Origin of the sequence: Streptomyces sp. NPDC018029 (assembly GCF_044327655.1) — a bacterium.
GTDB lineage: Bacteria > Actinomycetota > Actinomycetes > Streptomycetales > Streptomycetaceae > Streptomyces.
Window position 1 is genome coordinate 137,143 of sequence record NZ_JBIRFV010000014.1, and the last position, 23,633, is coordinate 160,775.

At 71.9% G+C, this 23,633-nt stretch carries 22 protein-coding genes; 9 read left to right on the forward strand and 13 right to left on the reverse strand.

Features of this window, described 5'->3' with window-relative positions:
• Positions 1 to 12: 12 nt before the first annotated feature.
• The 12 genes from ACH4D5_RS34435 to ACH4D5_RS34490 all read right to left on the reverse strand — a co-directional run bounded on the left by ACH4D5_RS34435 (position 13) and on the right by ACH4D5_RS34490 (position 13,427).
• Positions 13 to 1,080: a ParB/RepB/Spo0J family partition protein gene (locus ACH4D5_RS34435; protein ID WP_398310598.1), complete on the reverse strand. Its 1,068-nt coding sequence runs from the start codon at positions 1,078 to 1,080 to the stop codon at positions 13 to 15.
• Positions 1,081 to 1,373: 293 nt separating this feature from the next.
• Positions 1,374 to 2,255, reverse strand: coding sequence for an ABC transporter permease (locus ACH4D5_RS34440; RefSeq protein ID WP_398310600.1), 882 nt, complete (start codon positions 2,253 to 2,255; stop codon positions 1,374 to 1,376).
• Positions 2,242 to 3,030 carry an ABC transporter ATP-binding protein gene (locus ACH4D5_RS34445; protein WP_398310603.1) on the reverse strand — a complete coding sequence of 263 codons (789 nt, stop codon included), beginning with the start codon at positions 3,028 to 3,030 and terminating at the stop codon, positions 2,242 to 2,244. Before ACH4D5_RS34445 ends, ACH4D5_RS34440 begins: the two co-directional genes overlap by 14 nt.
• Positions 3,031 to 3,059: 29 nt before the next feature.
• Positions 3,060 to 4,220 (reverse strand): ABC transporter substrate-binding protein, encoded by a 1,161-nt coding sequence (locus tag ACH4D5_RS34450; protein WP_398310606.1) that lies wholly within the window; start codon positions 4,218 to 4,220, stop codon positions 3,060 to 3,062.
• 2 nt (positions 4,221 to 4,222) lie between these two features.
• Positions 4,223 to 5,548 (reverse strand): sulfate adenylyltransferase subunit 1, encoded by a 1,326-nt coding sequence (locus ACH4D5_RS34455; RefSeq protein ID WP_398310609.1) that lies wholly within the window; start codon positions 5,546 to 5,548, stop codon positions 4,223 to 4,225.
• A gap of 1 nt (position 5,549) precedes the next feature.
• Complete coding sequence (gene cysD, locus ACH4D5_RS34460; protein WP_398310611.1) at positions 5,550 to 6,497, reverse strand: sulfate adenylyltransferase subunit CysD; 948 nt, start codon at positions 6,495 to 6,497, stop codon at positions 5,550 to 5,552.
• Complete coding sequence (cysC, locus tag ACH4D5_RS34465; protein ID WP_398310614.1) at positions 6,494 to 7,030, reverse strand: adenylyl-sulfate kinase; 537 nt, start codon at positions 7,028 to 7,030, stop codon at positions 6,494 to 6,496. The genes cysD and cysC overlap by 4 nt, the downstream gene beginning before the upstream one ends.
• A gap of 47 nt (positions 7,031 to 7,077) precedes the next feature.
• Positions 7,078 to 8,565 carry an FAD-dependent monooxygenase gene (locus ACH4D5_RS34470; protein ID WP_398310617.1) on the reverse strand — a complete coding sequence of 496 codons (1,488 nt, stop codon included), beginning with the start codon at positions 8,563 to 8,565 and terminating at the stop codon, positions 7,078 to 7,080.
• Between the two features lie 2 nt (positions 8,566 to 8,567).
• Entirely contained in the window at positions 8,568 to 10,061 is a 1,494-nt protein-coding gene (locus ACH4D5_RS34475) for an FAD-dependent monooxygenase (protein ID WP_398310620.1), read from the reverse strand.
• A gap of 237 nt (positions 10,062 to 10,298) precedes the next feature.
• Positions 10,299 to 11,837 carry an alpha/beta hydrolase gene (locus tag ACH4D5_RS34480; protein WP_398310623.1) on the reverse strand — a complete coding sequence of 513 codons (1,539 nt, stop codon included), beginning with the start codon at positions 11,835 to 11,837 and terminating at the stop codon, positions 10,299 to 10,301.
• 280 nt (positions 11,838 to 12,117) lie between these two features.
• A complete protein-coding gene (locus ACH4D5_RS34485; protein ID WP_398310626.1) occupies positions 12,118 to 12,843 on the reverse strand; it encodes a sulfotransferase family protein in 726 nt (241 codons plus the stop codon).
• Between the two features lie 137 nt (positions 12,844 to 12,980).
• Entirely contained in the window at positions 12,981 to 13,427 is a 447-nt protein-coding gene (locus ACH4D5_RS34490) for a carboxymuconolactone decarboxylase family protein (protein ID WP_398310629.1), read from the reverse strand.
• Between the two features lie 313 nt (positions 13,428 to 13,740).
• On the opposite strand from ACH4D5_RS34490, the gene ACH4D5_RS34495 reads away from it, so the two are divergent.
• From ACH4D5_RS34495 to ACH4D5_RS34515, 5 genes are all read left to right on the forward strand, one after another.
• Complete coding sequence (locus ACH4D5_RS34495) at positions 13,741 to 14,478, forward strand: SDR family oxidoreductase (protein ID WP_398310631.1); 738 nt, start codon at positions 13,741 to 13,743, stop codon at positions 14,476 to 14,478.
• A 131-nt stretch (positions 14,479 to 14,609) separates the two neighbouring features.
• Positions 14,610 to 14,927: a Rieske (2Fe-2S) protein gene (locus ACH4D5_RS34500; RefSeq protein WP_398310634.1), complete on the forward strand. Its 318-nt coding sequence runs from the start codon at positions 14,610 to 14,612 to the stop codon at positions 14,925 to 14,927.
• Between the two features lie 12 nt (positions 14,928 to 14,939).
• Complete coding sequence (locus tag ACH4D5_RS34505) at positions 14,940 to 15,668, forward strand: gamma-glutamyl-gamma-aminobutyrate hydrolase family protein (RefSeq protein ID WP_398310637.1); 729 nt, start codon at positions 14,940 to 14,942, stop codon at positions 15,666 to 15,668.
• 219 nt (positions 15,669 to 15,887) lie between these two features.
• Positions 15,888 to 17,666 carry an FAD-dependent monooxygenase gene (locus ACH4D5_RS34510; protein ID WP_398310640.1) on the forward strand — a complete coding sequence of 593 codons (1,779 nt, stop codon included), beginning with the start codon at positions 15,888 to 15,890 and terminating at the stop codon, positions 17,664 to 17,666.
• A 124-nt stretch (positions 17,667 to 17,790) separates the two neighbouring features.
• Positions 17,791 to 18,657 carry an NmrA/HSCARG family protein gene (locus tag ACH4D5_RS34515; protein WP_398310643.1) on the forward strand — a complete coding sequence of 289 codons (867 nt, stop codon included), beginning with the start codon at positions 17,791 to 17,793 and terminating at the stop codon, positions 18,655 to 18,657.
• A 98-nt stretch (positions 18,658 to 18,755) separates the two neighbouring features.
• Here ACH4D5_RS34515 and ACH4D5_RS34520 read toward each other — a convergent pair whose 3' ends face one another.
• Positions 18,756 to 19,532 (reverse strand): alpha/beta fold hydrolase, encoded by a 777-nt coding sequence (locus ACH4D5_RS34520; RefSeq protein WP_398310646.1) that lies wholly within the window; start codon positions 19,530 to 19,532, stop codon positions 18,756 to 18,758.
• A gap of 218 nt (positions 19,533 to 19,750) precedes the next feature.
• On the opposite strand from ACH4D5_RS34520, the gene hemG reads away from it, so the two are divergent.
• From hemG to ACH4D5_RS34540, 4 genes are all read left to right on the forward strand, one after another.
• Complete coding sequence (gene hemG, locus ACH4D5_RS34525) at positions 19,751 to 21,211, forward strand: protoporphyrinogen oxidase (protein WP_398310649.1); 1,461 nt, start codon at positions 19,751 to 19,753, stop codon at positions 21,209 to 21,211.
• A 48-nt stretch (positions 21,212 to 21,259) separates the two neighbouring features.
• Positions 21,260 to 21,898: a disulfide bond formation protein DsbA gene (locus ACH4D5_RS34530; protein WP_398310652.1), complete on the forward strand. Its 639-nt coding sequence runs from the start codon at positions 21,260 to 21,262 to the stop codon at positions 21,896 to 21,898.
• Positions 21,899 to 22,056: 158 nt separating this feature from the next.
• On the forward strand, positions 22,057 to 22,506 hold the full coding sequence (locus ACH4D5_RS34535; protein ID WP_398310655.1) for a YdeI/OmpD-associated family protein: 450 nt from the start codon (positions 22,057 to 22,059) through the stop codon (positions 22,504 to 22,506).
• A 447-nt stretch (positions 22,507 to 22,953) separates the two neighbouring features.
• Complete coding sequence (locus ACH4D5_RS34540; protein ID WP_398310658.1) at positions 22,954 to 23,580, forward strand: hypothetical protein; 627 nt, start codon at positions 22,954 to 22,956, stop codon at positions 23,578 to 23,580.
• Positions 23,581 to 23,633 lie beyond the last annotated feature (53 nt).

Here is a 23,633-nt window from a genome sequence, read left to right on the forward strand (position 1 = left end):
CGCCGCCGGGCCTCACACCGCTCCCTGCCGGCCCCTGAGCCGCTCGGCGAACAGGCTCCACTCCTTGCTGACGCTCTCCGCGATGGGGGCGATGACGCCGACCCAGTGCGGCGGCACGGCGCCCACGAGCTCGCGCCAGCCGTCCGGGTCGCCGGCGTGCTGCGCCATCCACTGGAGGAACTCCTTGCCGCCCGCGGTGTAGCGGATGCACGGGTCGTTGGCGACCTTGGCCGCGACCGTCTCCCAGACGGGGGGCTCATCGGCCGGTGCGCCGGTGCGCCGCGGGGGCGGGTCCTCGGCGGCCGGCGCCTGGGCGTGGCCGGCCGCCGGGGTCTCGACGGCCCGGTCGGCCGGGTGCAGGGTCAGCCGCGCCCCGGTCCCCCTGAGCCCGTTGCGTTCGGGGCTGACACCGCGGCGCAGCCGGGCGCTCACGTCGTGCACGGTGCCCAGGGACACCTCGGTCTCCCGGGCGACCTCCCGCAGCGTGGCGTCGGGGTGGGCGTGGATGTAGGCGGCGGCGCGGCGCCGGCCCTCGCCGGCGGTCACCGAGCGCAGTTTCCCGTCCAGGCCCAGGCGCTGGCCGCCCGGCGGGGTGGCCAGCGCGGAGCGCTCGCGCAGGGCCGCGATCGTCTTGGCGCTCAGTCCGGTGACGCTCGCGATGGCGCGGTCGGACCATTCGGGATGCGCCCGCAGCACGCGTTCGGCGCCGCCGATCCGGTCGGCCTTCGACAGCGGAAGTCCGTGCGCGCTGTTGGCCTTCATGGCGATGACGAGCGCTTCGGCGTCCGAGCAGTCGATGAGCCGCGCTTTGATGCTGTGGTCGCCGCAGAGTTTTGCGGCCTCCAGTCTGTGCAGCCCGTCGATGATCCGCCAGCCGTCTTTCTGGACGAGCACGGGCGGCAATTGGGAGCGGCCCGACGCCTCGACGAGCAGTTGGAGGTACGCGGCGTTGATTCCGCCCTGGCGCAGGTGCAGTCCGGGTGAGAGCGCATGGACCGGGAGTTCCTGCTCCGGTGTGTTCTCGATGTTTTGCGGGCTGATTTCCGGGCCGATTCCGGTGCTGCTTCCAGGGTCGATCACGGGGGTGATCCCGGGGGTGTTTTTTTCACCGGCCACCGGTTCGTCGCACCGTAATTCGGCGGAACTCAAACCGTCTGCGATCACCGTAGCCCGCCCGTCATTGAAAGCCATCCGGTGTGCCCTTTCTGCCGCTATTCCGGATGAGCGTCGCAGCGGGGTCTCTAGCCCCGGTCGAGGGTGAGTTGACGGTCGTCGGACCGCCGCCCGAGCGGGTTCGGACCACGGCCCGAGCCGGTTCGGAGCACGGCCCGAGCACGCTTCAGGGCTTGACGGGCTTCAGGACTTGACGGGCTTCAGTGCTTGACGAGCAGGCCGCGGCTGCGCAGGACCCAGCGCTCCAGGGGGCTGAAGATGAGCAGGTCGATGGCGATGCCGACCATGAGGATGAGCAGGATGGCTTCGAAGACCATGGCCATGTCGCTGGCGTTGCGGCCGTTTTCCAGGAGCTGGCCCAGACCGATGCCGAGGTCGGGGAAGGAAGCGATGATCTCGGCGGCCATCAGCGAGCGCCAGGAGAACGCCCAGCCCTGTTTGAGTCCGGCGACGTAGCCGGGCAGGGCGGCCGGCAGCACGACGTGCCAGGTGCCCTTGAGGCCGGTGGCGCCCATGGTGCGCCCGGCCCGCAGGAACAGCGGCGGCACCTGGTCGACGCCGGAGACCAGGCCGTTGGCGATGGAGGGGACCGCGCCGAGCAGGATCACCGCGTACATCATGGAGTTGTTCAGGCCCAGCCAGATCACCGCGGGCGGCACCCAGGCCACCGAGGGCAGCGACTGCAGGCCGGACAGGATCGGGCCGATCGCCGCGCGCAGGAACTTCAGCCGGGCCACGAGCAGCCCCAGGGGGGTGCCGATGAGCAGGGCGAGGCAGAAGCCGAGCAGGCCGCGCGAGACGGACGTCCAGATGTAGCCCAGGAGTTCGCCCTCCAGCCAGGCCTGCCGCGCCACGTCGTACACCGCGCCCGGGGAGGGCAGCTTGCTGGGGTCGTCGACGATCTCGAAGGAGACCAGCGCCTGCCACACCGCGAGGACCAGTGCGACGGCGGTGACGGGGGGCAGGACCTTCTCCCGCAGGGTCTGGGTGAAGGGCTTGCGGATGTGCTGGGTGGTCTCCAGGGCGTCGAGGCCGGCGAGGTCGTTGCCGTCCTTGGCGGTGGGTGTCTCAGTACTGGCCATGCCGGCGGATCTCCCCCCGCAGTTGTTCGGTGATCTCGATGGAGAGCTCGGCGACGGCGGTGTCCTCGATGCGGCGCGGCTGGGGGATGTCCACGTCCCAGGCGCGGGCGATGCGTCCGGGCCGGGAGGACAGCAGGATCACGCGCTGGGCCAGGCGGGCGGCCTCGCGCACGTTGTGGGTGACGAACAGCACCGAAAGGCGGGTCTCGCTCCAGATCCGGGTCAGTTCGTCGTGCAGCACGTCCCGGGTGATGGCGTCCAGGGCGGCGAAGGGTTCGTCCATCAACAGCAGGCGGCTCTCCTGGGCCAGGGCGCGGGCCAGCGCGACGCGTTGGCGCATGCCGCCGGACAGCTCGTGCACCCGCTTGCCGTGGGCGCCCTTGAGGCGGACGAGTTCCAGGAGCTCGTCGGCGCGCTCGCGCCGTTGCCTGGGGGCGATGCCGCGCAGTTTGAGGGCGAGTTCGATGTTCTTGCCGGCGGTCAGCCAGGGGAACAGGGCGTGTTCCTGGAACATCAGGGCGGGCCGGCCGTCGGTGGTGATCTCGCCGGTGGTGGGCCCGTCGAGGCCGGCGACGAGGTTGAGCAGGGTGGATTTGCCGCAGCCCGAGGCCCCCAGGAGGGTGACGAACTCGCCGGGTGCGACGGTGAGGCTGATGTCGTCCAGCACGAGCTGTGGCCCGGCGGGGCCGGAAAACGACTTCGAGACGTGTTCGAGGCGGGCGGCGTGGCGGGCCGTCGCGGTGGCGTCACCGGCCTCGGCCAGCGTCGTGGTCATGGTCGTCACCTCCTGGGAACGCATCGGGGTCAGCCGACGCCGAGGCCGGCGTCGTCGGCTGGGGGCCGGCCGGCGGCCGTCAGGATCGTGTTGAGCGGGGTGAGGTCGTAGATGCCGGTCAGGTCGGGCTCCTCGAGCAGGCCGGCCTCGACGGCGTGCCCGGCCTGGGTACGCAAGGTGGCGGCCAGCGGGTCGTCGGTGAAGTCGACCGACTTCCAGGCCGCGTCCAGGACCTGGCGGGGCAGGGCCTTGCCGGCGTCGGCCGCCAGCTGTTCGTTGGCGGCCGCCTTGGCCGCGGCGGGATGGGCGCCGATCCACTTGTTGGTGTCCACCGACGCCTTGAGCACCGCCTGGACGACCTTGGGGTGCCGGGCGAGGAACTTCTGCGACACGATGATGTTCGTGGTGACGAACCTTTCGCCGGGCCACAGCGTCTCCTCGTCCAGCAGGACCTTGCCGCCCTCGGCGACGAGCTTGGAGGCGGTCGGCTCGGGCACCCACGCGCCGTCGATGGAGCCGGCCCTGTAGGCGTCCGGGGTGACCTTGTTGTCGCTGCGCACCGCGGTCACCTCGCCCTTGCCGCTCTGCGCGTCGACGTGCCAGCCCTGTTCGGCCGCCCAGTTGAGGAAGGCCACGTCCTGGGTGTTGCCGAGCTGCGGGGTGGCGATCTTCTTGCCCTCGACGTCCGCGAGGGAGGTGATCTTCTCGGGGTTCACCACGAGCTTCACGCCGCCGGAGGCCGAACCGCCGATGATGCGCAGGTTCTTGCCGCCCGACTTGGCGAAGCCGTTGATGGCCGGGGACGGGCCGATCCAGCCGATGTCGAGCGACCCGGAGTTGATCGCCTCGATCTCGGAGGGGCCTGCGTTGAACGTCGCGTACGTCGCCTTCGTGGCGCCCAGCGCCTTTTGGAAGAAGCCCTGCCGGTTGCCCACCAGCGCGGTGGCGTGGGTCAGGTTGGCGAAGTAGCCGATGCGCACGGAGTCCAGGCCCTCGATGCGCTGCGCGCCGGCGGCGATCTTCGCTCTGCCCTGGTCGTCCTTGGCCTGGGAGCCGTAGCCGCAGGCGGTGAGGGCCAGCAGGAACACGGCGGCCAGGACCGGGAGGGTACGGCGCGGTGCGGTACGGCGCGGCACAAGGCGGCGCGGCGCGCGGCGGCGGGCGGGCGGGGTCGGGCCGGCGGCGGGCATGCTCAAAAGTCCCATCCGTCGTCCCCGGTGCCGTCGGCGGCCGGGTCCGGGGAGGCGAACGACTCGCCGACCATGCCCGCGGTGAGGGTGGTGCCGTCGCCGGGGTCGATCAGGATGAACGAGCCGGTGCGCCGGGAGTCGGCGTAGGAGTCGACCGGCAGCGGTTCGGCGGTGCGCAGCTCGACCCGGCCGATGTCGTTGGCGGCGAGCTGTCCGGGGTGCGGGTACAGCGACAGGTCGTCCAGGGTGAGCCGGGAGGGGATGTCCTTGACGATGGCCTTGACGGTGCGGGTGCCGTGCTTGAGCAGCACCCGGTGGCCCACGCGCAGCGGCTGGTCGGCGACGTGGCACACGGTCGCCTCCACCTCCCGGGTGGTGGCCGGCGCGTCCTTGGCCGGCACGATCAGGTCGCCGCGCGAGACGTCGAGGTCGTCGGCGAGCAGCACGGTCACCGACTGCAGGGTCCAGGCGCTGTCCACGGGCCGGCCCAGCCGTTCGATGGCGGTGATGGTGGAGGTGCGGCCCGAGGGCAGGACGCACACCTCCTGCCCGACGCGGAAGGTGCCCTCGGCGATCCGGCCGGCGTAGCCGCGGTAGTCGGGGTGCTCGGGGGTCTGCGGGCGGATCACGTACTGCACGGGCAGCCGGGCGGAGCAGGGCGCCAGGTGCGGGCTGACCGGCACGGTCTCCAGGTGTTCCAGGACGGTGGGGCCGCCGTACCAGTCCATGTGCGCGGAAGGGTCCACGACGTTGTCGCCGGCCAGCGCGGAGATGGGGATCACGGTGACCTCGGGGCCGCCCAACTCCTTGACGTAGGCGGTGTATTCCTCGGCGATCGCGGTGAAGACGGACTCCTGGTGGCCGACGAGGTCCATCTTGTTGACGGCCAGCACGACGTGCGGGACGCGCAGCAGGGCGGCGATGGCGGTGTGGCGGCGGGTCTGTTCGACGACGCCGTTGCGGGCGTCGACCAGGATCACCGTCAGTTCGGCGGTGGAGGCGCCGGTGACCATGTTGCGGGTGTACTGCACGTGCCCGGGGGTGTCGGCGAGGATGAAGCGGCGCCGCGGGGTGGCGAAGTAGCGGTAGGCGACGTCGATGGTGATGCCCTGCTCGCGCTCGGCCCGCAGGCCGTCGGTGAGCAGCGCCAGGTCGGGGGTGGCCTGGCCGCGGTTGCGGGAGGCGTGGGCGACGGCTTCCAGCTGGTCGGCCAGGACCGACTTGGAGTCGTGCAGCAGGCGGCCCACCAGGGTGGACTTGCCGTCGTCCACGGAGCCGGCGGTGGCGAAGCGCAGCGTGTCGACGGTGGTGTCGGTCAGAACACTCATCTCAGAAGTACCCCTCGCGCTTGCGGTCTTCCATCGCGGCCTCGGAGAGCTTGTCGTCGGCCCTCGTCGCGCCGCGTTCGGTCAGCCGGGACGCGGCGATCTCCGTGATGACCTTGTCGATGGTGTCGGCGTCGGAGTCCACCGCGCCGGTGCAGGACATGTCGCCCACCGTGCGGTAGCGCACCCGGCGCCGCTCGGTGCGCTCCCCCTCCCGGGGGCCGCCCCAGGGGCCGGCGGTCAGCCACATGTGGTTGCGCCGGAACACCTCGCGTTCGTGGGCGAAGTAGATCTCGGGCAGTTCGATGTGCTCACGGGCGATGTACAGCCACACGTCCAGCTCGGTCCAGTTGGAGAGCGGGAAGACGCGGACGTGCTCGCGCGGCAGGTGCCGGCCGTTGTACAGGTTCCACAGCTCGGGGCGCTGGCGGCGCGGGTCCCACTGGGAGAACTCGTCGCGCAGGGAGAACACGCGCTCCTTGGCGCGGGCCTTCTCCTCGTCGCGGCGTCCGCCGCCGAACACGGCGTCGAATCCCTGCTGTTGGATGGTGTCCGTCAGCGGCCGGGTCTGCAGCGGGTTGCGGGTGCCGTCGGGGCGCTCCTTGAGCTCTCCGCGGTCGATGTAGTCCTGCACCGAGGCGACGTGCATGCGCAGTCCGTGCCGGGCCACCGTGCGGTCGCGGAAGGCCAGCACCTCGGGGAAGTTGTGCCCGGTGTCCACGTGCAGCAGGGCGAAGGGCACCGGTGCCGGGGTGAAGGCCTTCAGTGCCAGGTGCAGCATGACGATCGAGTCCTTGCCGCCGGAGAACAGCACCACCGGGTTCTCGAACTCGCCCGCCACCTCGCGCAGGATGTGGACCGCCTCCGACTCCAGCGCGTCGGGGTGCGAGAGGGCGCAGGGGGTCTCCCTGTCCTGCTCGCCGGCCCTGACCGGGTCGACGGTCGGCGTCATAACAGTCCCCTTTCGGTGAGCAGGGCGTACACCGCGGCGGCGGACTCCCGCACGCTCTGGTGCTGGGAGTCGATGCGCAGGTCCGGTGCGGTGGGCTCCTGGTACGGGTCGTCCACGCCGGTCAGGCCGGTCAGTTCCCCGGCGGCCTGTTTGGCGTACAGGCCCTTCACGTCGCGTGCGCTGCACACCTCCAGGGGGGTGGCGACGTGCACTTCGAGGTAGGGGGTGCGGTTGCTGTCGTGGCGCTTGCGGACCGCTTCGCGGCTGTCGGTGTACGGCGCGATCACCGGGACCAGCGCCAGGATGCCGTTGCGGGCCAGGAGTTCGGCGACGAAGCCGATGCGCTGCACGTTGGTGTCGCGGTCGGCGCGGGAGAAGCCGAGGCCGGCCGAGAGCGCCTCGCGGATCTCGTCGCCGTCCAGGACCTCCACGCGGTGGCCGTCGGCGCGCAGCCGGTCGGCCAGTTCGTAGGCGATGGTGGTCTTGCCGGCGCTGGGCAGTCCGGTGAGCCAGACGGTGACTCCGGTCGTCACGGGCATCTCCTGGGGGTCGGGGGTGGCGTCCGTGCGGCGCGTACGGGTCAGAGCGGCCGGGCAGTGGTGGTGCGGGGGGTGCCGAACCAGTGGGCCAGTGCGTCGGTCAGGTCGCTGTCGCTGCCCGGGTCGGTCCAGGCGACGTAGCCGTCGGGCCGGATCAGGACCGCCTCCGGCGCGTCCGGGTGGTCGCTCCAGGTGGCGGTGACGATGTCGATGCGGTCGGCCCAGTCCTCGGCGAGCTGGGCCGCCTTGCCCGCGCTCTCCGCTCCCGCCGTGCAGATCAGTACGCCGCGGGCGGTGTGCAGCAGGTCGGCGACGCGCGCGGAGGTGCCGTCGGGGCGGGTCAGTTCGTGGTGGGGCGGCATGCGCCGGCCCAGCACGGGGTGCTCCCCCGGCCCCAGGTCGTAGCGGATGCCCAGGCCGCTGAGGACGCCGGCCAGGTGTGCGGCGGCGTCCTTGTGGGTCATCAGTTCGCTCAGCACGGCGCGCAGCGGGGCCATCTCCTGGCCGGTGAGGCGCAGTTCGATGGCGGCGCGGGCGTTGCGCGCCAGTTGCCGGCCGATCGGGTGGCGTTCGCCGTGGTAGGTGTCCAGGAGGTCTTCGGATGCCTGGCCGCGCAGCACGGCGGCCAGTTTCCAGCCGAGGTTGACCGCGTCCTGCACGCCCACGCTCAGCCCCTGGGCCATCGCCGGCGGCTGGACGTGGGTGGCGTCGCCGGCCAGGAAGACGCGGCCGCGCCGGTATTCGGCGGCCACCCGGGAGGCGTCGGTGAAGCAGCTGATCCAGCGGCACTGCCCGTGGTGGATGGACTCGCCGGTCAGGCGCTGCCAGGCGTCGGCCAGGTCGGCGTAGGACAGCGAGTCGCGGTCCTTGGGGCGCATGCCCCGCTCGTAGGCGACGACCCGGGTGACGCCGTCCTCCAGGTCCATCGCCATGATCATGCTGCCGTCGGGGAGGTTCTCGCCGATGCGGCGGCGGCGGGTCTCGATGCCGGTCACGTCGGCCGTGTAGAAGCCACGGGTGGGTTCGGGGCCGGAGAAGTCGATGCCGACCAGCTTGCGGACGGTGCTGCGGCCGCCGTCGCAGCCGATGAGGTAGCGGGCGCTGTCGTGGCCGGGGCCCCGGTCGTGCTGGAAGGTCACGTCGACACCGCCGGGCCGCTGGTGCAGCGCGGTGACCTCGTGGCCGCGGCGCACCGGCACCCCGAGTTCGCCCACCCAGTCCTCCAGCATCCGCTCGGTGCGGAACTGGGAGACGCCCCGGGCGCCGCTGTGGTCCTCCGCCAGGATGCCGAGGTCGATGGGCACGCCGCCGAAGTGGCTGTCGGCGGGCTCGGTCGCGCCGAGCCGGGTGAGCAGGCCGCGCTGGTCGAAGCTTTCGACGGTGCGCCGGGTGAGGCTGGCGCCGCGGGACTCGCGCGCCGGGGCGGGCAGCTTTTCGTAGACGACGACGTCGGCGCCGCCCAGGCGCAGTTCGCCGGCCATCATCAGCCCGACCGGGCCCGCGCCGACGACTATCACGTCCCTGGTCATGCTCACGCTCCTGTTCGGTGGGTGGCGCGGGGGGTGCCGAACCAGTGGGCCAGTGCGTCGGTCAGGTCGCTGTCGCTGCCCGGGGCAATCCAGGCGACGTAGCCGTCGGGCCGGATCAGGACCGCCTCCGGCGCGTCCGGGTGGTCGCTCCAGGTGGCGGTGACGATGTCGATGCGGTCGGCCCAGTCCTCGGCGAGCTGGGCCGCCTTGCCCGCACCCTCCGCTCCCGCCGTGCAGATCAGTACGCCGCGGGCGGTGTGCAGCAGGTCGGCGACGCGCGCGGAGGTGCCGTCGGGGCGGGTCAGTTGGTGGTGGGGCGGCATGCGCCGGCCCAGCAGGGGGTGCTCCCCCGGTCCCATGTCGTAGCCGATGCCCAGGCCGCTCACGATGCCGGCCAGGTGTCCGGCCGCGTCCTTGTGGGTCATCAGCTCGCCCAGTACGCCGCGCAGCGGGTCCATGTCGGCGTCGCCGAGGTAGAGCATCGACGCGGCCTGGGCGTCGCGGATCAGTTGCTGTCCGACCGGGTGGCGTTCGCCGTGGTAGGTGTCCAGGAGGTGCTCGGGCGCCCAGCCGCCCAGCACGGCGGCCAGTTTCCAGCCGAGGTTGACCGCGTCCTGCAGTCCGGCGCTCAGGCCCCAGGCGGCCAGCGGCGGCATCGCGTGCGCGGCGTCGCCCGCCAGGAGCACCCGGCCGCGCCGGTACGCGGCGGCCAGGGCGGCCGCGTTGTTGCAGGACCACATCCACTGTGCCTGCGCGTGGTGGATGGACTCGCCGGTCAGGCGCTGCCAGGCGTCGGCGATCCGCGGGAAGGTCAGGGTGGCGGGGTCCTGGTGCGGGGACAGGCCCTTGTCGTGGACGACGATGCGGTAGCGGCCCTCGCCCAGCGGGGTGCACACCACCATGTGGCCGCCGGGCAGGCGTTCGCCGATGGGCCGCGGGCGCAGCGTCACCACGGTGATCTCCGCGGTGTACATGCCGCGGGTGGGCTGCCACTCCTGGGCGGGGATGCCGGCCGCGGTGCGGACGGTGCTGTGCGGGCCGTCGCAGCCGACCACATAGCGGGCGCTCACCGTGTCGGGGCCCTGGGGTCCGGTGAAGCTCACCTGGACGCCGTCGGGCCGCTCGTGCAGCGCGGTCACCTCGTGGCCGCGGCGCACCGGCACCCCGAGCTCGGCCAGCCGGTCGCCCAGCATGGCCTCGGTGCGGGCCTGGGACAGGCCCAGGACGCCGCTGTGGTCCTCGTCCAGCATGCCGAGGTCGAAGCGGACGCCGCCGAAGTGCCCCATCGGGCCCCACCGGAATTCGCCGAGCCGGGGAAGCAGTCCGCGCTGGTCCAGTGATTCCGCGGCCCGCCGGTTGAAGCCGAGCGCGCGGGATTCTCCACAGGGGGCGGGGAGCTTGTCGAAGACGGTGACATTCACACCGCCCAAGTGGAGTTCACCGGCCAGCATCAATCCCACGGGACCGGCACCGACAATTATTACGCCAGTTTCCATTGTTGACCTTCCACGCGGGACGGCTGAGGAATCGTCGATGTCAAACTACACATCACCATGTCCGGCTGCAATGACGGTGATGAATTCATAAGCGGGGCCGGTGGTTTGGGCGTTCAACCGCGCATTTCACGCGGTTGAACGCGACGGGCGGACGGCCAACTTCCGGATACCCGCGGCCCTTTCCGGATGCGGGAAGAACAACTTCCGGATGCGGGACGGGCACCTTCCGGGCGTGGGCTAGGGCGTGGGGACCGGCTGGGGGCCGGCCTGGCAGGTGGCGTCGGCGCCCCGGGTGGCGGCCGGGCGGCTGCCGTCCTTGAGGTAGGCGCCGACCAGGTCGTTGACGCAGGCGTTGGCGTTGCGGGACAGGGACGTCTCGTGCTCGTAGCCCTCGCGCTCCACCAGCAGCCGGGAGTCGGGGAAGCGCCGGTGCAGGGCGCGGGCGCCCGACAGCGGGGAGCCGGCGACGTGCTGGCCCTGCACCACCAGGACGTTCACGTCCTTGGCGCCGATCTTTCGCGGTGTGTCGGCGGGTGCGGGCCAGAAGGCGCACGGCGCGTTATACCAGGCGTTGTACCAGGTCAGGAAGGTGTTGCCGGCGCGGTACTGGCGGGAGTAGTCGGTGTGCCAGCGCTGCCAGTCGCGCGGCCAGGGCGAGTCGCTGCACTGGACGGCGTTGTACATGGCCTGCTTGTTCTGCGTGGGGTAGCCCGGTTCGTTGAAGCTGGCCTTCAGGCCCGCGGGGTCCTTGCGCAGCACCCAGTCGGCCAGGGCCTTGGTGTGCCCGGTCCAGGCGGAGCGGCGGTAGAGGGGGACCAGGAAGATCTCGGTGTATTCGGCCGGGCCGATCCGGCCCTCGACGGGCGCCTTGCGGAGCATGTCCATGCCTTCGTAGTACTTCGCCTCGACCGCGGCCCCGGTGGTGCCCAGGTGGTAGGTCGCATCGTGCCGGGCGATCCAGGAGAAGTAGTTCTCGGCGCTCTTCTCGAAGGTCGCGTTCTGTTCGAGGACGTCCTTGTACCAGCCCTTTTCGGGGAGCATCACGGTGTCCAGGACCATGCGGCGCACCCGGTGGGGGTACATCGAGGCGTACAGCGAGCCGAGGTAGGTGCCGTAGTCCCAGCCGAAGTAGGTGAGTTGCTCCTGGCCCAGGGCCCGGCGGATCAGGTCCAGGTCGCGGGCGGCGTCCTTGGTGCCCAGGTGGTCGAGGGTGGCGCCGTGGGCGCGGCCGCAGCTGGCGGCGAAGTCGCGGGCCTTGGTGCGCCAGGCCTCCTCCTCGGCCGTGGTGGCGGGGACCAGGTCGGCGCGGGCCGCGCCGGGCCAGACGTAGCCCGGATCGCAGGTGATCTTCGGTTCGCTGGCGCCGGTGCCGCGCGGGTCGAAGCCGATCCAGTCGTAGGTGGCGCCGACGGCCGGGGACAGCCCGGAGGTGCCCTTGGCGAACCGGGTGGGCAGGTCGCGGCCGAACTGGCCGGGCCACTGGCCGCGGTTGAGCAGCACGATGCCCTGGTACTGCTCCTCGGGTGCGGTGTGCCGGGCGCGGGTCAGCGCCAGTTCTATGGTGCGGCCCTGGGGCCGGTCGTGGTCGAGCGGGACGGCCAGCGAGCCGCACTCCAGCCCTTTGAGCAGGCCCCCGACGACGGGGTCGCTGTCCGGGCAGGGCGACCAGGAGATGCCGGACACCGGCCGCTCGGCCGGGGCCTTCGCCGGTGCCGCGGCGACCGTTCCCGCCAGGGCAGTGGCGGCCGCCGCCGTAATTGCTAGGAACTTCCTCACGTAATCCCCTTCTTGAGGCTGGTCCGCCGCCGGGCCGATATTCGGGCAGGCCGGCGAAGCCGGTGTTTCACGGGCAGGGTCCAGGGGGCGGCGCGAGACTATCCGCTGCGGGAAGTGGCGTGAAAACAACTACGGTTGAACAATGACCGCCGGTCGAGCGGGGCTGGAATGGCGGTATCGGGCCAGTGCGGCGGGCCGGTTCCGTAAACACGAAAAACCCCGCGGAGCAGCCGGAAATTCGGCTCTCCGCGGGGGAAAGGAGAAAAGAGAGGGAGTGGTGTTACCGCGCTGCGCCGGGTATGGACGGGCCGCCGGGCTGGGACGGGTTGCCGGGCACGGACGGACTGCCGGGGGCGGGCGGGCCGCCGGCGGCCATCTGCTGCATCCTCTCGCGCATGTTCGCGGTGGTGTTGGCGTGCGGGAAGTCCGTTGCCGGCGCCTCTTCGCCCAGGAAGGCGCACAGCGGGTCCCAGCCCTGCTTGACGTCGTAGACCAGGAGGTTGTCGGCGGGGACCGCGTCGATGATCTCCTGGTTGCGGCGGTGGTAGACCTCGATGGCGTGGTCCTTGTCGGAGAACCGGCCCTTGAACAGCCCCTCCCAGGTCATGACGTTGGTCATGCGGTAGACGCGGGCCTGCCGGGTGCCCTGCTCGGGAGGGGTCTGCTGGTTCTTCAGGACGAACTGGTACAGCGTGTTGTACGTGCTCTCGTACCAGCCCTCCGCGTCGCGCACCGTGAGGACGACCTTGGCGTCGGGGAACGCCTGGAGGATCTGGTCGTAGTAGAAGGAGGGCGGGCCGTCCACCGCGGAGGCGTACCCCTCGAACACCGCCTCCCAGTCGGGCTGTTGCCCCTCGCAGACGATGCGTTCCCACTGCTCGAGCCGCTTCTCGTCGCCGACGATGTCGAACATGTGGTAGCAGGGGCCGTAGCCGAGCTGTTCCAGCGCCACCTGGAGTGAGGTGGTCCCGGTCCTGCCGAGACCGGCGTTGATGAGCTTCAACACGGTGCGGTTCCTTCCCTGCGGCGGGGTGTCGGCTGGGGGCGTGCGGGGCCGGCCGTCACTGCTATGACGCCCGGCGGCGCGCAGATGTGACAGGCCCAGGTCACCGGGCGGCGGTGGCCGAGGAGGGCGGGGGTGGTTCAGCGCCAGGGTGCGGGCACCTGCCGGGTGGCGACGTTGATGCGGTTCCAGCAGTTGACCAGGCCGATGTGGATGACCAGGGAGGCGAGTTCCTCCTCGGTGTAGTGCTCGGCCGCGTCCTGCCAGACCTCGTCGGGCACCGCGTCCTCGCGGCCGCTGAGTTCGGTGGCGTCCTCGGCCAGCGCCAGGGCGGCGCGCTCGGCGGGGCTGAAGCAGGTCGCCTCGCGCCACTCGGCGACCTGGGGCAGGCGGGTGTCGGCCGCGGCGGCCTGCCCCAGGTCGTCGGGGATGGTGTAGACGCGGCCGTTGATCTGGCTCACCCGCAGCCGGATCAGGTCGAGCGTCCGCTGCGGGACGCCGACCTTGCCGATGACCTTGGTCAGGTCGAGCAGGGGCTGCAGGGCGTCGGCGACGACCAGCGAGGGGTTGTTCATCCGAGGTGGCATCGGGGCGTCTCCTGGGGGTCGGGCCCGCACCGGCATCGCTCCTGGGCCTCCCGGCCAGATGCGCGGGGGCGGTGAGCGGAGCGGGGGGGGCGGGCAGCGGCGAGTGCCGGTGCACCAGGCTGCCGTCGCGCTGTCCGTCCTGCAAGGGGGCGGCGAACGGCGCGGTGCGCGGCCGGTGTTCGACCGCGCGTTGCCGCAGTTGAACATCCCCGGCGTTCACCATGGCCTCGGGTGGGCCGGTCGAACTGTGTGAGTCTTCGACGGGTTCCGCCATGGGTGATCCACCCCCTACCCCCTCTTCACGACAGAAGGGATGACAGACGTGCCCCTCGACAAGATCGCGCTGATCACGGGCGCCAACAAGGGCATCGGGCAGGAAACCGCACGGCAGTTGGGCGAGCGGGGCGTGCTCGTCCTGATCGGCGCCAGGGACGAGGTGCGCGGCAAACAGGCGAGCGCCGTGCTGGCGGACCGCGGCATCACGGCGGTGCCGCTGCACATCGACGTGCGCGACGCGGCCTGCGTGGCCCGGGCCGCGGTCCTCATCGAGCAGCGCTACGGCCGCCTGGACATCCTGGTCAACAACGCCGGGATCGCCGGGGGGTTCACCGGGGCGCCCAGCCAGGCGGCCGCGGACGACCTGCGGGAGGTGTACGAGACCAACGTGTTCGGCGTGGTCACCGTGACCAACGCGATGCTGCCGCTGCTGCGCCGCTCGCCGGCCGGGCGCATCGTCAACATGTCCAGCCACCTGGGCTCGCTGGCCCTCAACGCCGATCCGGCCTCCCCGATGGCCCACGTCAACATGCTCGCCTACCAGTCCTCCAAGACCGCGCTGAACGCGCTCACCCTGGCCTACGCCAAGGAGCTGCGGGACACCCCGGTCAAGGTCAACGCGGCCCATCCCGGCGTGGTGGCCACGGACATCAACGGCCACCGGGGACAGCGCACCCCCGCCCAGGGCGCCGTGATCGCGGTCCGCCTCGCGCTGCTGGATGCCGCGGGACCCAGCGGGGCGTCCCTGTCGGAGGACGGCCCGGTGCCCTGGTAGCAGGGGCCCGCGGGCTCCGATGAACCTCGTCTTCTGCTCGGCTCATCCTCGAGAGCCCGGGCGGAACGTGACTGACGGCGCGTGAGATCCGGGAGATACCGGACCCCTGATGCAGGAGGAGAGCGGGAGCGATGAGCTTCATCAAGGTTTGTCCGGTGGACAAGATCCCGGCCGACGGCGCGATCGCGGTGGAGGTCGAGGACGCACCGGTGGCGCTGGTGCGCAGAAACGACACGGTGTACGCGGTCAGCGATCTGTGCTCGCACGCCGAGGTCTCCCTCGCCGAGGGGGAGGTCTACGGCACCACGATCGAGTGCTGGCTGCACGGCTCGTGCTTCGACCTGCGCACCGGCCGGCCCGTCAACCCGCCGGCGACCCAGCCGATCGCCACCTACCGGGTGAAGGTCGAGGACGGCTTCGTCTACGTGGCGCCCCGCCCCAAGGACTAGGGACAGGTGGACATGAAGTCAGCACAGCGAGCGCAGTCGGCGAAGCCGGTGGTCGGGATCACCGCACGGACGGTCCCGGTCACCTTGCAGGGCGCCGACATGGTGGTGAGCCTCTCGCTCCAGTCGCACGTGGACTTCCTGGCCGCCGCGGGCTGCATTCCCGTGGTGCTGCCGCTGGGGCCCGGCGTCGAGCAGCTCGTCGGGAATCTGCAGGGGCTGCTCGTCCCGGGCGGCCCGGATGTGGATCCCGCTCTGTACGGGCAGGAGCGGCACCCCACCACCCGCGCCGCCGGCCCGGGCCTGGACCGCGCCGAACTCGCCCTGATCGGCGCCGCGTTGGAGGCAGGGCTGCCGCTGCTGGCCATCTGCCGCGGCATGCAGCTGCTCAATGTGCGCTGCGCGGGCACCTTGCACCAGCATCTGCCGGAGGTCACCGGCAGCGACGCCCACCGCCCGCAGGGCGCCGGTTTCGAGTTCGGCCGGCACGTCCTGGACGTAAGGGCCGGCAGCCTCGTCGCCCGGATCTTCGGCGAGGACACCCCCAAGACCGCCTGCCACCACCACCAGGCCGTGGACCGTATCGGCACCGGCCTGACCGCCACCGCCCGCACGCCCGACGGCGTCGTCGAGGCGGTCGAGGCGGTGGGCCATCCCTTCGCGCTCGGCGTGCAGTGGGAGGCCGGCCAGACCGAGGACGACCGCCTGCACCGGGCCCTGGCCGACGCGGCCCGGCGCAGCTGAGCACCGGGCGCCGAGCCGCCCGGGAAAAACCACCCCGCGCAATCCACCCGTCATCGACCCGGGCTAGAGAACCCCTGGTCATGCTTCGCGCACATCTCGGATCAGCATGCGCGGTTCAGCATGCACAGCCGATCACGACACATTCCGTGTCGCCTTTCATTCCCGGCACATTCGGCAGTCCCCGTGAGCGTGAGACTGTCACCTTCCGGAAGGACGAAAATGGGAGCAGTCGAGGTTCCGGTTCTTATCGTGGGCGGTGGCGGATGCGGTCTTGCCGCCTCCAACTTCCTGTCCGACCACGGTGTGGACCACCTGCTCGTCGAACGGCACGCGGACACCGCGCACGTGCCGAAGGCGCACTACCTCAACCAGCGCACGATGGAGATCTTCCGTCAGCACGGGCTCGACGGGCCGATGGTGGAACAGGGAGCGCCCCTGGAACTGTTCGGGAAGCTGCGCTGGCTGACCTCGCTCGCCGGCGACCGGCCGATGGACGCCCGGCACATCCACGAGATCGACGCCTTCGGCGGCGGCTCGCTGCGCGAGCGGTACGCGGCGGCAGGCCCCGTCATGCCGGTCAAGCTGCCGCAGGTGCGCCTGGAGCCGATCCTGCGCCGCACCGCCGAGGAACGTAACCCCGGACGTGTCCTGTTCGGCCACGAGATGGTCGCCTTCACCGACGAGGGCGACCGGGTGGTCGCCGAGATCCGCGAGCGGGCCACCGGCGAGAGCACCACGGTCACCGCCCGCTATCTGATCGGGGCCGACGGCGGCCGCACGGTGGGCAGCGCCCTGGGCATCGAGATGCAGGGCGTGCCCGGCCTGCTGGACGTGACGACCGCGTACTTCACCGCCGACCTGTCGCAGTGGTGGCAGGAGGGCACCCTGCTGACCCACTTCCTCAACGCCCACGACCCGGATCTGTGCAGCAACCTCATCGAGATGGGACCCAGCTGGGGCAAGGCCTGCGAGGAGTGGGTCCTGCACTTCCCGCCCATGGACCCCGACCAGCTCGACGAGGAGTCGGTCGTGGCCCGGGTGCGCCAGCTGCTCGGCCTGCCCGAGCTGGAGCTGAGCCTGCACCACGTGACCAACTGGACGGTGCAGGCGCTGGTCGCCGAGCGGTACCGCAAGGGGCGGGTGCTGCTGGCCGGCGACTCCGCGCACCGCCAGCCGCCCACCGTCGGCCTCGGGCTGAACTCCGGCATCCAGGACGCCCACAACCTGGCGTGGAAGCTGGCCGCGGTGCTCGGCGGCCGCGCCGACGACGCCTTCCTGGACACCTACGAGGCCGAGCGGCGGCCCGTGTGCCGGCTCAACGTCGACTGGGCGGTGTCGGCGGCCTCCCACCACCAGGCCGTCCTGGACACCGTGGGCCTGGGCCCGCACGCCCCCGCCCAGCGCCGGCAGCGGATGTTCGCCGCCTACTTCGACCAGTCCCCCATCGGTGAGGTGGTGCGGGCCCGGACCGCGGAGATCCTGGACACCCACCGCGCCGGCTGCCAGGCGCACGACTTCGAGATCGGCTTCAACTACGAGCAGGGCGCGGTCGTCCCCGACGGCAGCCGGCCCCCGGCCAGGACGGCGATGCGCGATGTGTACCGGCCCACGACCCGGCCCGGGCACCGGCTGCCGCACGCCTGGCTCGAGCAGGACGGCCGGCGCCTGTCCACCCACGACCTGACCGGCTCCCCGGCCGGGTTCGTGCTCATCACCGGGGCGAGCGGCGGCGCGTGGGTGGAGGCGGCCGCGCAGGTGGCGGAGAAGCTCTCCCTGACCATCCACGCGGTGCGCATCGGCGAGGGCGCGGAGTTCACCGACGCCGAGGGCGTGTGGGAGAGCGTCCGCGAGGTCGCCGGGGACGGCGCCGTCCTGGTGCGCCCCGACAACCACGTGGCCTGGCGCAGCATGGGCGCCGGCGAGAACCCGGCGGACCTGCTCGCCCACGCGTTCTCCCGCATCCTCGACCCGAGTGTCACTGCGGGTTCCGCTTCCTGATCGAGCGACAGACGAAAAAAAAGGGGGGCCCGGCCCTGGTGCGCGGCATTCCCGGCGGGCCGGGACCACCCCTGTCGGTGGGGCAATGGACGACGTCGGCGGCAATGGACAACGGAGGAATACGGTGGCGGTAGACGGAGCGGTCCTGGTGCTGGGCGGAACCGGCCGGCAAGGAGGTGCGACGGCCCGCGAGCTGCTGCGCCGGGGGCGGGTCGTGCACGCGCTGGTGCGTGATCCGCAGGCGCCCGCGGCGCGTGCGCTCGCCGAGGCGGGTGCGGTGCTCGTGCGCGGCGACCTGGAGGACCGGGCGTCGCTGGACGCGGCGATGCGGGGCGTGCAGGGGGTGTTCAGCGTCCAGACGTTCCGGGGGCCCGGCGGGGTGGCCGCGGAGGAGCGGCAGGGCAGGGCGGTGGCCGACGCCGCCGCCGAGGCGGGCGTGGCCCACTTCGTGTACAGCTCGGTGGGCGGCGCGGACCGCTGCGAGGTCATCCCGCACTTCCGGAGCAAGTGGAACATCGAGCAGTACCTCCACAAGCTCGGCCTGCCGGTGACGGTGCTGCGGCCGACCATGTTCTACGACGTCCTCCTGGACCTGGGCCCGCGGCTGGTGGACGGCGAGCTGGTCCTTGGCCTGTGGCTGCGTCCCGAGGTGCCGGTGCAGGTGATCGCGACGAGCGACATCGGGGCGTTCGCCGCGGACGCCTTCGGTGACCCGGCCGCGTGGCTGGGCCGGCAGGTCGAGATCGCCGGTGCGGAGCTGACCGGGCCGCAGATCGCTGCGGCGTTCGGGACGGTGGCCGGTGTCCCGGCCCGCTACGAGCAGCGCTCCTTCGAGCCGCTGCGCCAGGCCCGCCCGGACCTGGCCGCCATGTTCGACTGGCTCGACACCGAGGGCTACAGCGCCGACATGGCCGAGCTGCGCCGCCTGCGGCCCGGCCTGGTCGACCTGGAGACGTGGCTGCGCGGCAACTGGAGCGTGCCGGTGGCCTGATGCCGGGGCCTGGCGGGCGGCGTCGCCGCCAAAAGGGTTCGGGCATGCCGCCGCCGCGGCCGGTTGTGTAACGCCGGCCGCGGCGGCGGAGTGGTTTGTCAGGTGGTGGCGAACCCGGCCAGGACGCGGCCCAGGATGTCGGTGTCGATGCGGTGCCAGGAGCCGGGCAGCTGCATCCCCCAGCCGTTGGGCAGCACGGTCGCGGTCGCCCGGGCCGCGTCGCGCAGCCAGTCGCCGGTCGCGTCGCTGTTGAGGACCAGCGCCGGGGTGCGCAGGGCGGCCAGGCGCTCGGCGGGCACCTCGAAGTCGCCCAGGATGGTCGTGTCGTACACCAGGGTGTGGGCGTTGGCCTCGTTCGTCGCCCACAGGGGGGCCTTGCGCCAGTCGGCGATGGTCTCGGGGCTCAGTCCCAGCAGTTCGCGCAGCCAGTACTCCGCGGTCTCGCCGCGCCGCTCCTGGGCGAGCAGCGTGCGCAGGGTGTCCATGCAGTCGGCCGGGGGCTTGGGGTGGGGGGCGATGCGGAAGTAGGGCTCGTGCAGCGCCAGTTTGGTGATCGGCACGCCGGCCAGGGCCGCTTCGAGGGCCAGGTTCGCGCCGGTGGAGCCGGCGAAGACGACCGCCTGCCCGCCGGCGTCGTCGATGACCGCCGCCAGGTCCTCGATCTCGCGCTCGACGGCGTACTGGGGGGCGTCGCCGCTCTGTCCCCGGCCGCGGCGGTCGTAGACGTAGGTGGTGCAGTGCGGCGCCAGCTCCGGGACCAGCGCGTCGAAGATGGTGTGATCGCGGAACGCGCCGTTCATCAGCACGATGGGCGGGCCGTCGCCGGTGCTGCGACAGGCGATCGTTGTGCCGTCCTGGGACACGACCTTCCGCATGCCACCACTCTCCTTCGGGTTCCCCGGGTGTGTTGTCGCAGCGAATGTCCAGTGCTCCGGTCGATGGCGGGTTGAGGATGAATCGGGTGCGGCGCCACACGCAAAGGGCCCCAAGTGCCCCTGGATCCAGTGGATTTCGGGTCCACTCCCGCTCAACCGAGACTATCGACACCCCTTCAAAACTGATGCGACACCGTATCCACGAAGGAGCAGGTCGTATGGCGGACAACGGAATGGCTCGGGCGGGCACGGTTCCGCATGTGGTCGTCGTCGGGGGTGGCGTCGCCGGGCTGGCGGCGGCGTTCTTCCTGCGCGAGGAGCCGGTGCGGGTGACTGTCCTTGAGGCCGGGTCCCGGCTGGGCGGGCAGCTGTCCGTGTCGGAGCTGGCGGGCGTCGTCATCGACGAGGGCGCGGAGTCGACCTATGCCCGGCGGCCCAAGACCGCCCGCCTGCTCACGGCGGCCGGCCTGGAGGACCAGGTCGTGGCGGCGGGCACCAAGTCGATGGCGCTGTGGAGCGGAAAGCAGCTGCGGCCGCCGCTGGACCGGCAGTTCATGGGTGTGCCCTGCGACATGGACGAGCTCGCCCAATCCGGCATCCTGTCCGAGGCGGGCATGGCCCGGGCCCGCCAGGACCTGACGCTGCCCCGCAGCGAGCGGGACGGAGATATGTCCGTGGCGGACTTCGTCGGCGCACGCATGGGCCATGAGGTCGTGGACCGCCTGGTGGATCCGTTCCTGTCCGACGCCTACTTCGGCCGCGCCCAGGAGCTGTCGTTCCAGGCCACGCTCACCCCGCTGGTCACCGCCGCGCGCCGGCGCGCCTCGCTCGCCGAGGCGGCCGGGGCGCTGCTGCCCGCTCCGCCGCCGCCGGGGCAGGCGCCCACCACCGGCATCTCCACCCTGGCCCGGGGGCTCGGCTCGCTGCCCCAGGTCCTGGCGGACGGCCTGCTGGCCGCCTCGCCCGGCTCGGCGGTGCGCACCGGGACCGCGGTGCGCGCGCTCGAACGCCGCGCGCACGGCTGGCGGGTGAGCGTGGATGGCGCCGCCGGGCCGGAGCACCTCGACGCCGACGCCGTCATCGTCGCCACCCCGGCCGCCCACGCCGGCCCGCTGCTCGCCGGGGCCGGCAGCCCCCAGGCCGCCACGGCGCTCGCCGAGATCCCCTACGCCGGCTCCGTGATCATCACGCTCGCCTTCCCCCGCGAGGCCCTTGCGGCGATGCGCGCCCTGGGGCACAGCGGCTACCGGGTGCCTGCGGTGGACGGGCGGGCGCTGAAGGTGGTCACGTTCTCCACCATGAAGTGGCCGCACCTGGCGGGCGAGGTGGACATCGTGCGCTGCCAGGCGGGCGGCAGCGGCGGCGAGGACCTCCTCGGGCGCGAGGACGCCGACCTCGTCGCGCTGGCCGCCGCCGAACTCGCCGAGGTCACCGGCGTGGTGGGCAAGCCGCTTGACTCGCGGGTCAGCCGGTGGGGCGCGGCGGTGCCGCAGTACACGGTCGGGCACCTGGAGCGGGTGGCGCGCATCCGCGCCGGGGTCAAGGACCGGCCCGGGCTCGCGGTGTGCGGCGCCGCCTACGACGGGGTCGGGGTGGGCCAGTGCGTGGCCAGTGCCCTCAAGGCCGCCGAGGAGGTGCTCGGCGCGCTGCCCGCCCCTGCCCCCGCCCCCTCGGCATGACAGGCCCGCACCCCACCGCAGCACCAGATCCTTGCGAAGGAGGCTGACATGCCGATGCCCCAGGACAGCGCCGACTCGACGCCCCGGCACACCGTGAGCGCCGTCGACTTCTGGTTCGACCCGCAGTGCCCGTGGGCGTGGATCACCTCGCGGTGGATCCACGAGGTGGCGGGACAGCGGCCCCTCACCATCCGCTGGCACGTGATGAGTCTCGCCGTCCTCAACGAAGGGCGCGACGTGCCGCACAAGTACCGCGTCGGGCTGGGCTTCGGGCCGGTGCGCGTGTGCATCGCCGCCGAGCAGAAGTACGGCCCCGAGGTGCTGGGCCGCCTCTACACCGAACTGGGCACCCGCTACCACCACGAGAAGGCCCCCAAGGACCGGGCCACCCTGCGGGCCGCGCTGGAGGCGGCCGGCCTGGACGGCGAGCTGGCCGCGGCGATGGACTCCACCGAGTACGACACGGCGCTGCGCGCCTCGCACCGCGCCGGCATGGACCAGGTCGGCCAGGACGTGGGCACCCCGGTGATCGCCGTGGACGGCAACGCGTTCTTCGGCCCGGTGGTCACCCCGGTGCCGCGGGGCGAGGCCGCGGCGAAGCTGTGGGACGGCGTGCTGCTGGTCACCGCGACGGACGGGTTCTTCGAGCTCAAGCGCACCCGGGACCGCAAGCCGGTGTTCGACTGACACTGATGCCTTCGGCCGTCGGCCCGCGCTGCGCCACACGGATGGCGCCGAACCCCGCCCCCAGGGCGCCCGCCCCCGTCAGGATGTGACCCAGCACGGTCACCGAACGCGCGGAAGTGACCGTCGCGCCGCGCACCGGCACACGTCGACAGGAGCAGATGATGAAGTTCCGAACCTACGTCGAGCCTCCCGAGCCCATGCGGGGCCTGGAAGTTCCTCCGGAGGTCGTGGAGAAGCTCGACGGAGGCAAACGACCGGCGGTGACCATCACGGTCAACGGGCACTCCTGGAACAGCCGGCTCGCGATCATGCGGGGCCGCCACCTGATCGGCTTCAGCAAGGCCAACCGGGAGGCCGCCGGGGTCGAGACCGGTGAGGAGGTCGAGGTGGAACTCGCCCTGGACACCGAACCCCGGGTCCTGGTCGAACCGGACGACTTCACCCGGGCCCTGGACGCCGACCCCATCGCCCGCAAGGTCTACGACCGGTTGTCGCCCAGCCGCAAGCGGGCGCACGTGCACGCCATCGAAAGCGCGAAGAAACCCGAGACGCGCCAGAGGCGGATCGAGAAGGCGGTGGCGGCGCTGCGCGACGAGGCGTTCACGTAACCCCTGCCGGGTCACTCACCCCCGTACCCCCGCATGCGCCCCGTGCCTTGACAGCACCCCTTCGGCAGCCCGGCCGCGCCCGCCCCGGACTGCCGAAGGAACGGCGAGAGGCGCACTCCGGGGGGCGGGGCTTGGCATCAGCACTCCCCGCTCCCCGACCTCGCCGGGGGACCCCAAACCGCCAACCGGCACTGCCCTTCTTGCCGGACGCCTCGGGCCTGACGGACAGTCAGTAGCTTAGGAAAACTCACCCCGGTGCGGTTGCGGCGAAAGTCCTGGCCTCAAAGGACCTCGGACCCCCATGCGCGGTACGCGCGGCTTTGGCCCCATGGCATTCTCTGACGGTCGTGACGCCGCGCGCGCCACTGCCGGCCTCCCCTCCCCCTCCCCCACGAACCAGCCACCCCCCGCACCGAGAACCACAGAATCAGGAAACACAGGAAACACATGAGTACTCAGCGCACCACCCGGTACCGCCGGCGCATCGGCCTCGCGGCCCTGGCCGCCCTCACCGCTCTCTCCGTGGCCGCGTGCGGCGGCGGCTCCGGCAAGAAGAGCAGGTCCGGCGGGTCCGGCGGGGCGGCGGAGTCGAGTCAGGCGCCCAAGCACCTCAAGCTCGGGCAGGCCGGGCCGGTGCAGGAGATAACCAAGTACGAGAAGACCGGCACGTTCTCCCTCACGCCGACGAAGGTCACCCTGGGCAAGCCGGCCGACCTCGACGAGCTGAACGACCAGAAGAAGTACAAGGACCTGAAGGTCGCCTGGATCTATGTGAAGGCCACCCACGTGGGCGGTTCCGCGGTCAAGGAGCCGATGGTGATGAGCGACGTGAGCGGCGAGACCTCCGCGGGTGAGCCCGCGACCAAGTTCATCCTCATCGGCGACCTCTCCAGCCGCCCCGCCGACTGTGTCGGCGACGACGGCAGGAAGAGCCTGGAGGGCGAGGACATCTGGAAGAAGGGCGAGACGCGCACCGTGTGCGAGCCCTACCTCATCCCCGCCGACGCCACGCTGAAGGCGGTGACGTACTCGCAGGGGTACTACAAGGAGCCGATCAAGTGGGCCGTGCGGTAGGCACTCCGGGGCCCGTTCGGGTGGAGAGGGTGGGCTGTGCCGTTACCCGGCCC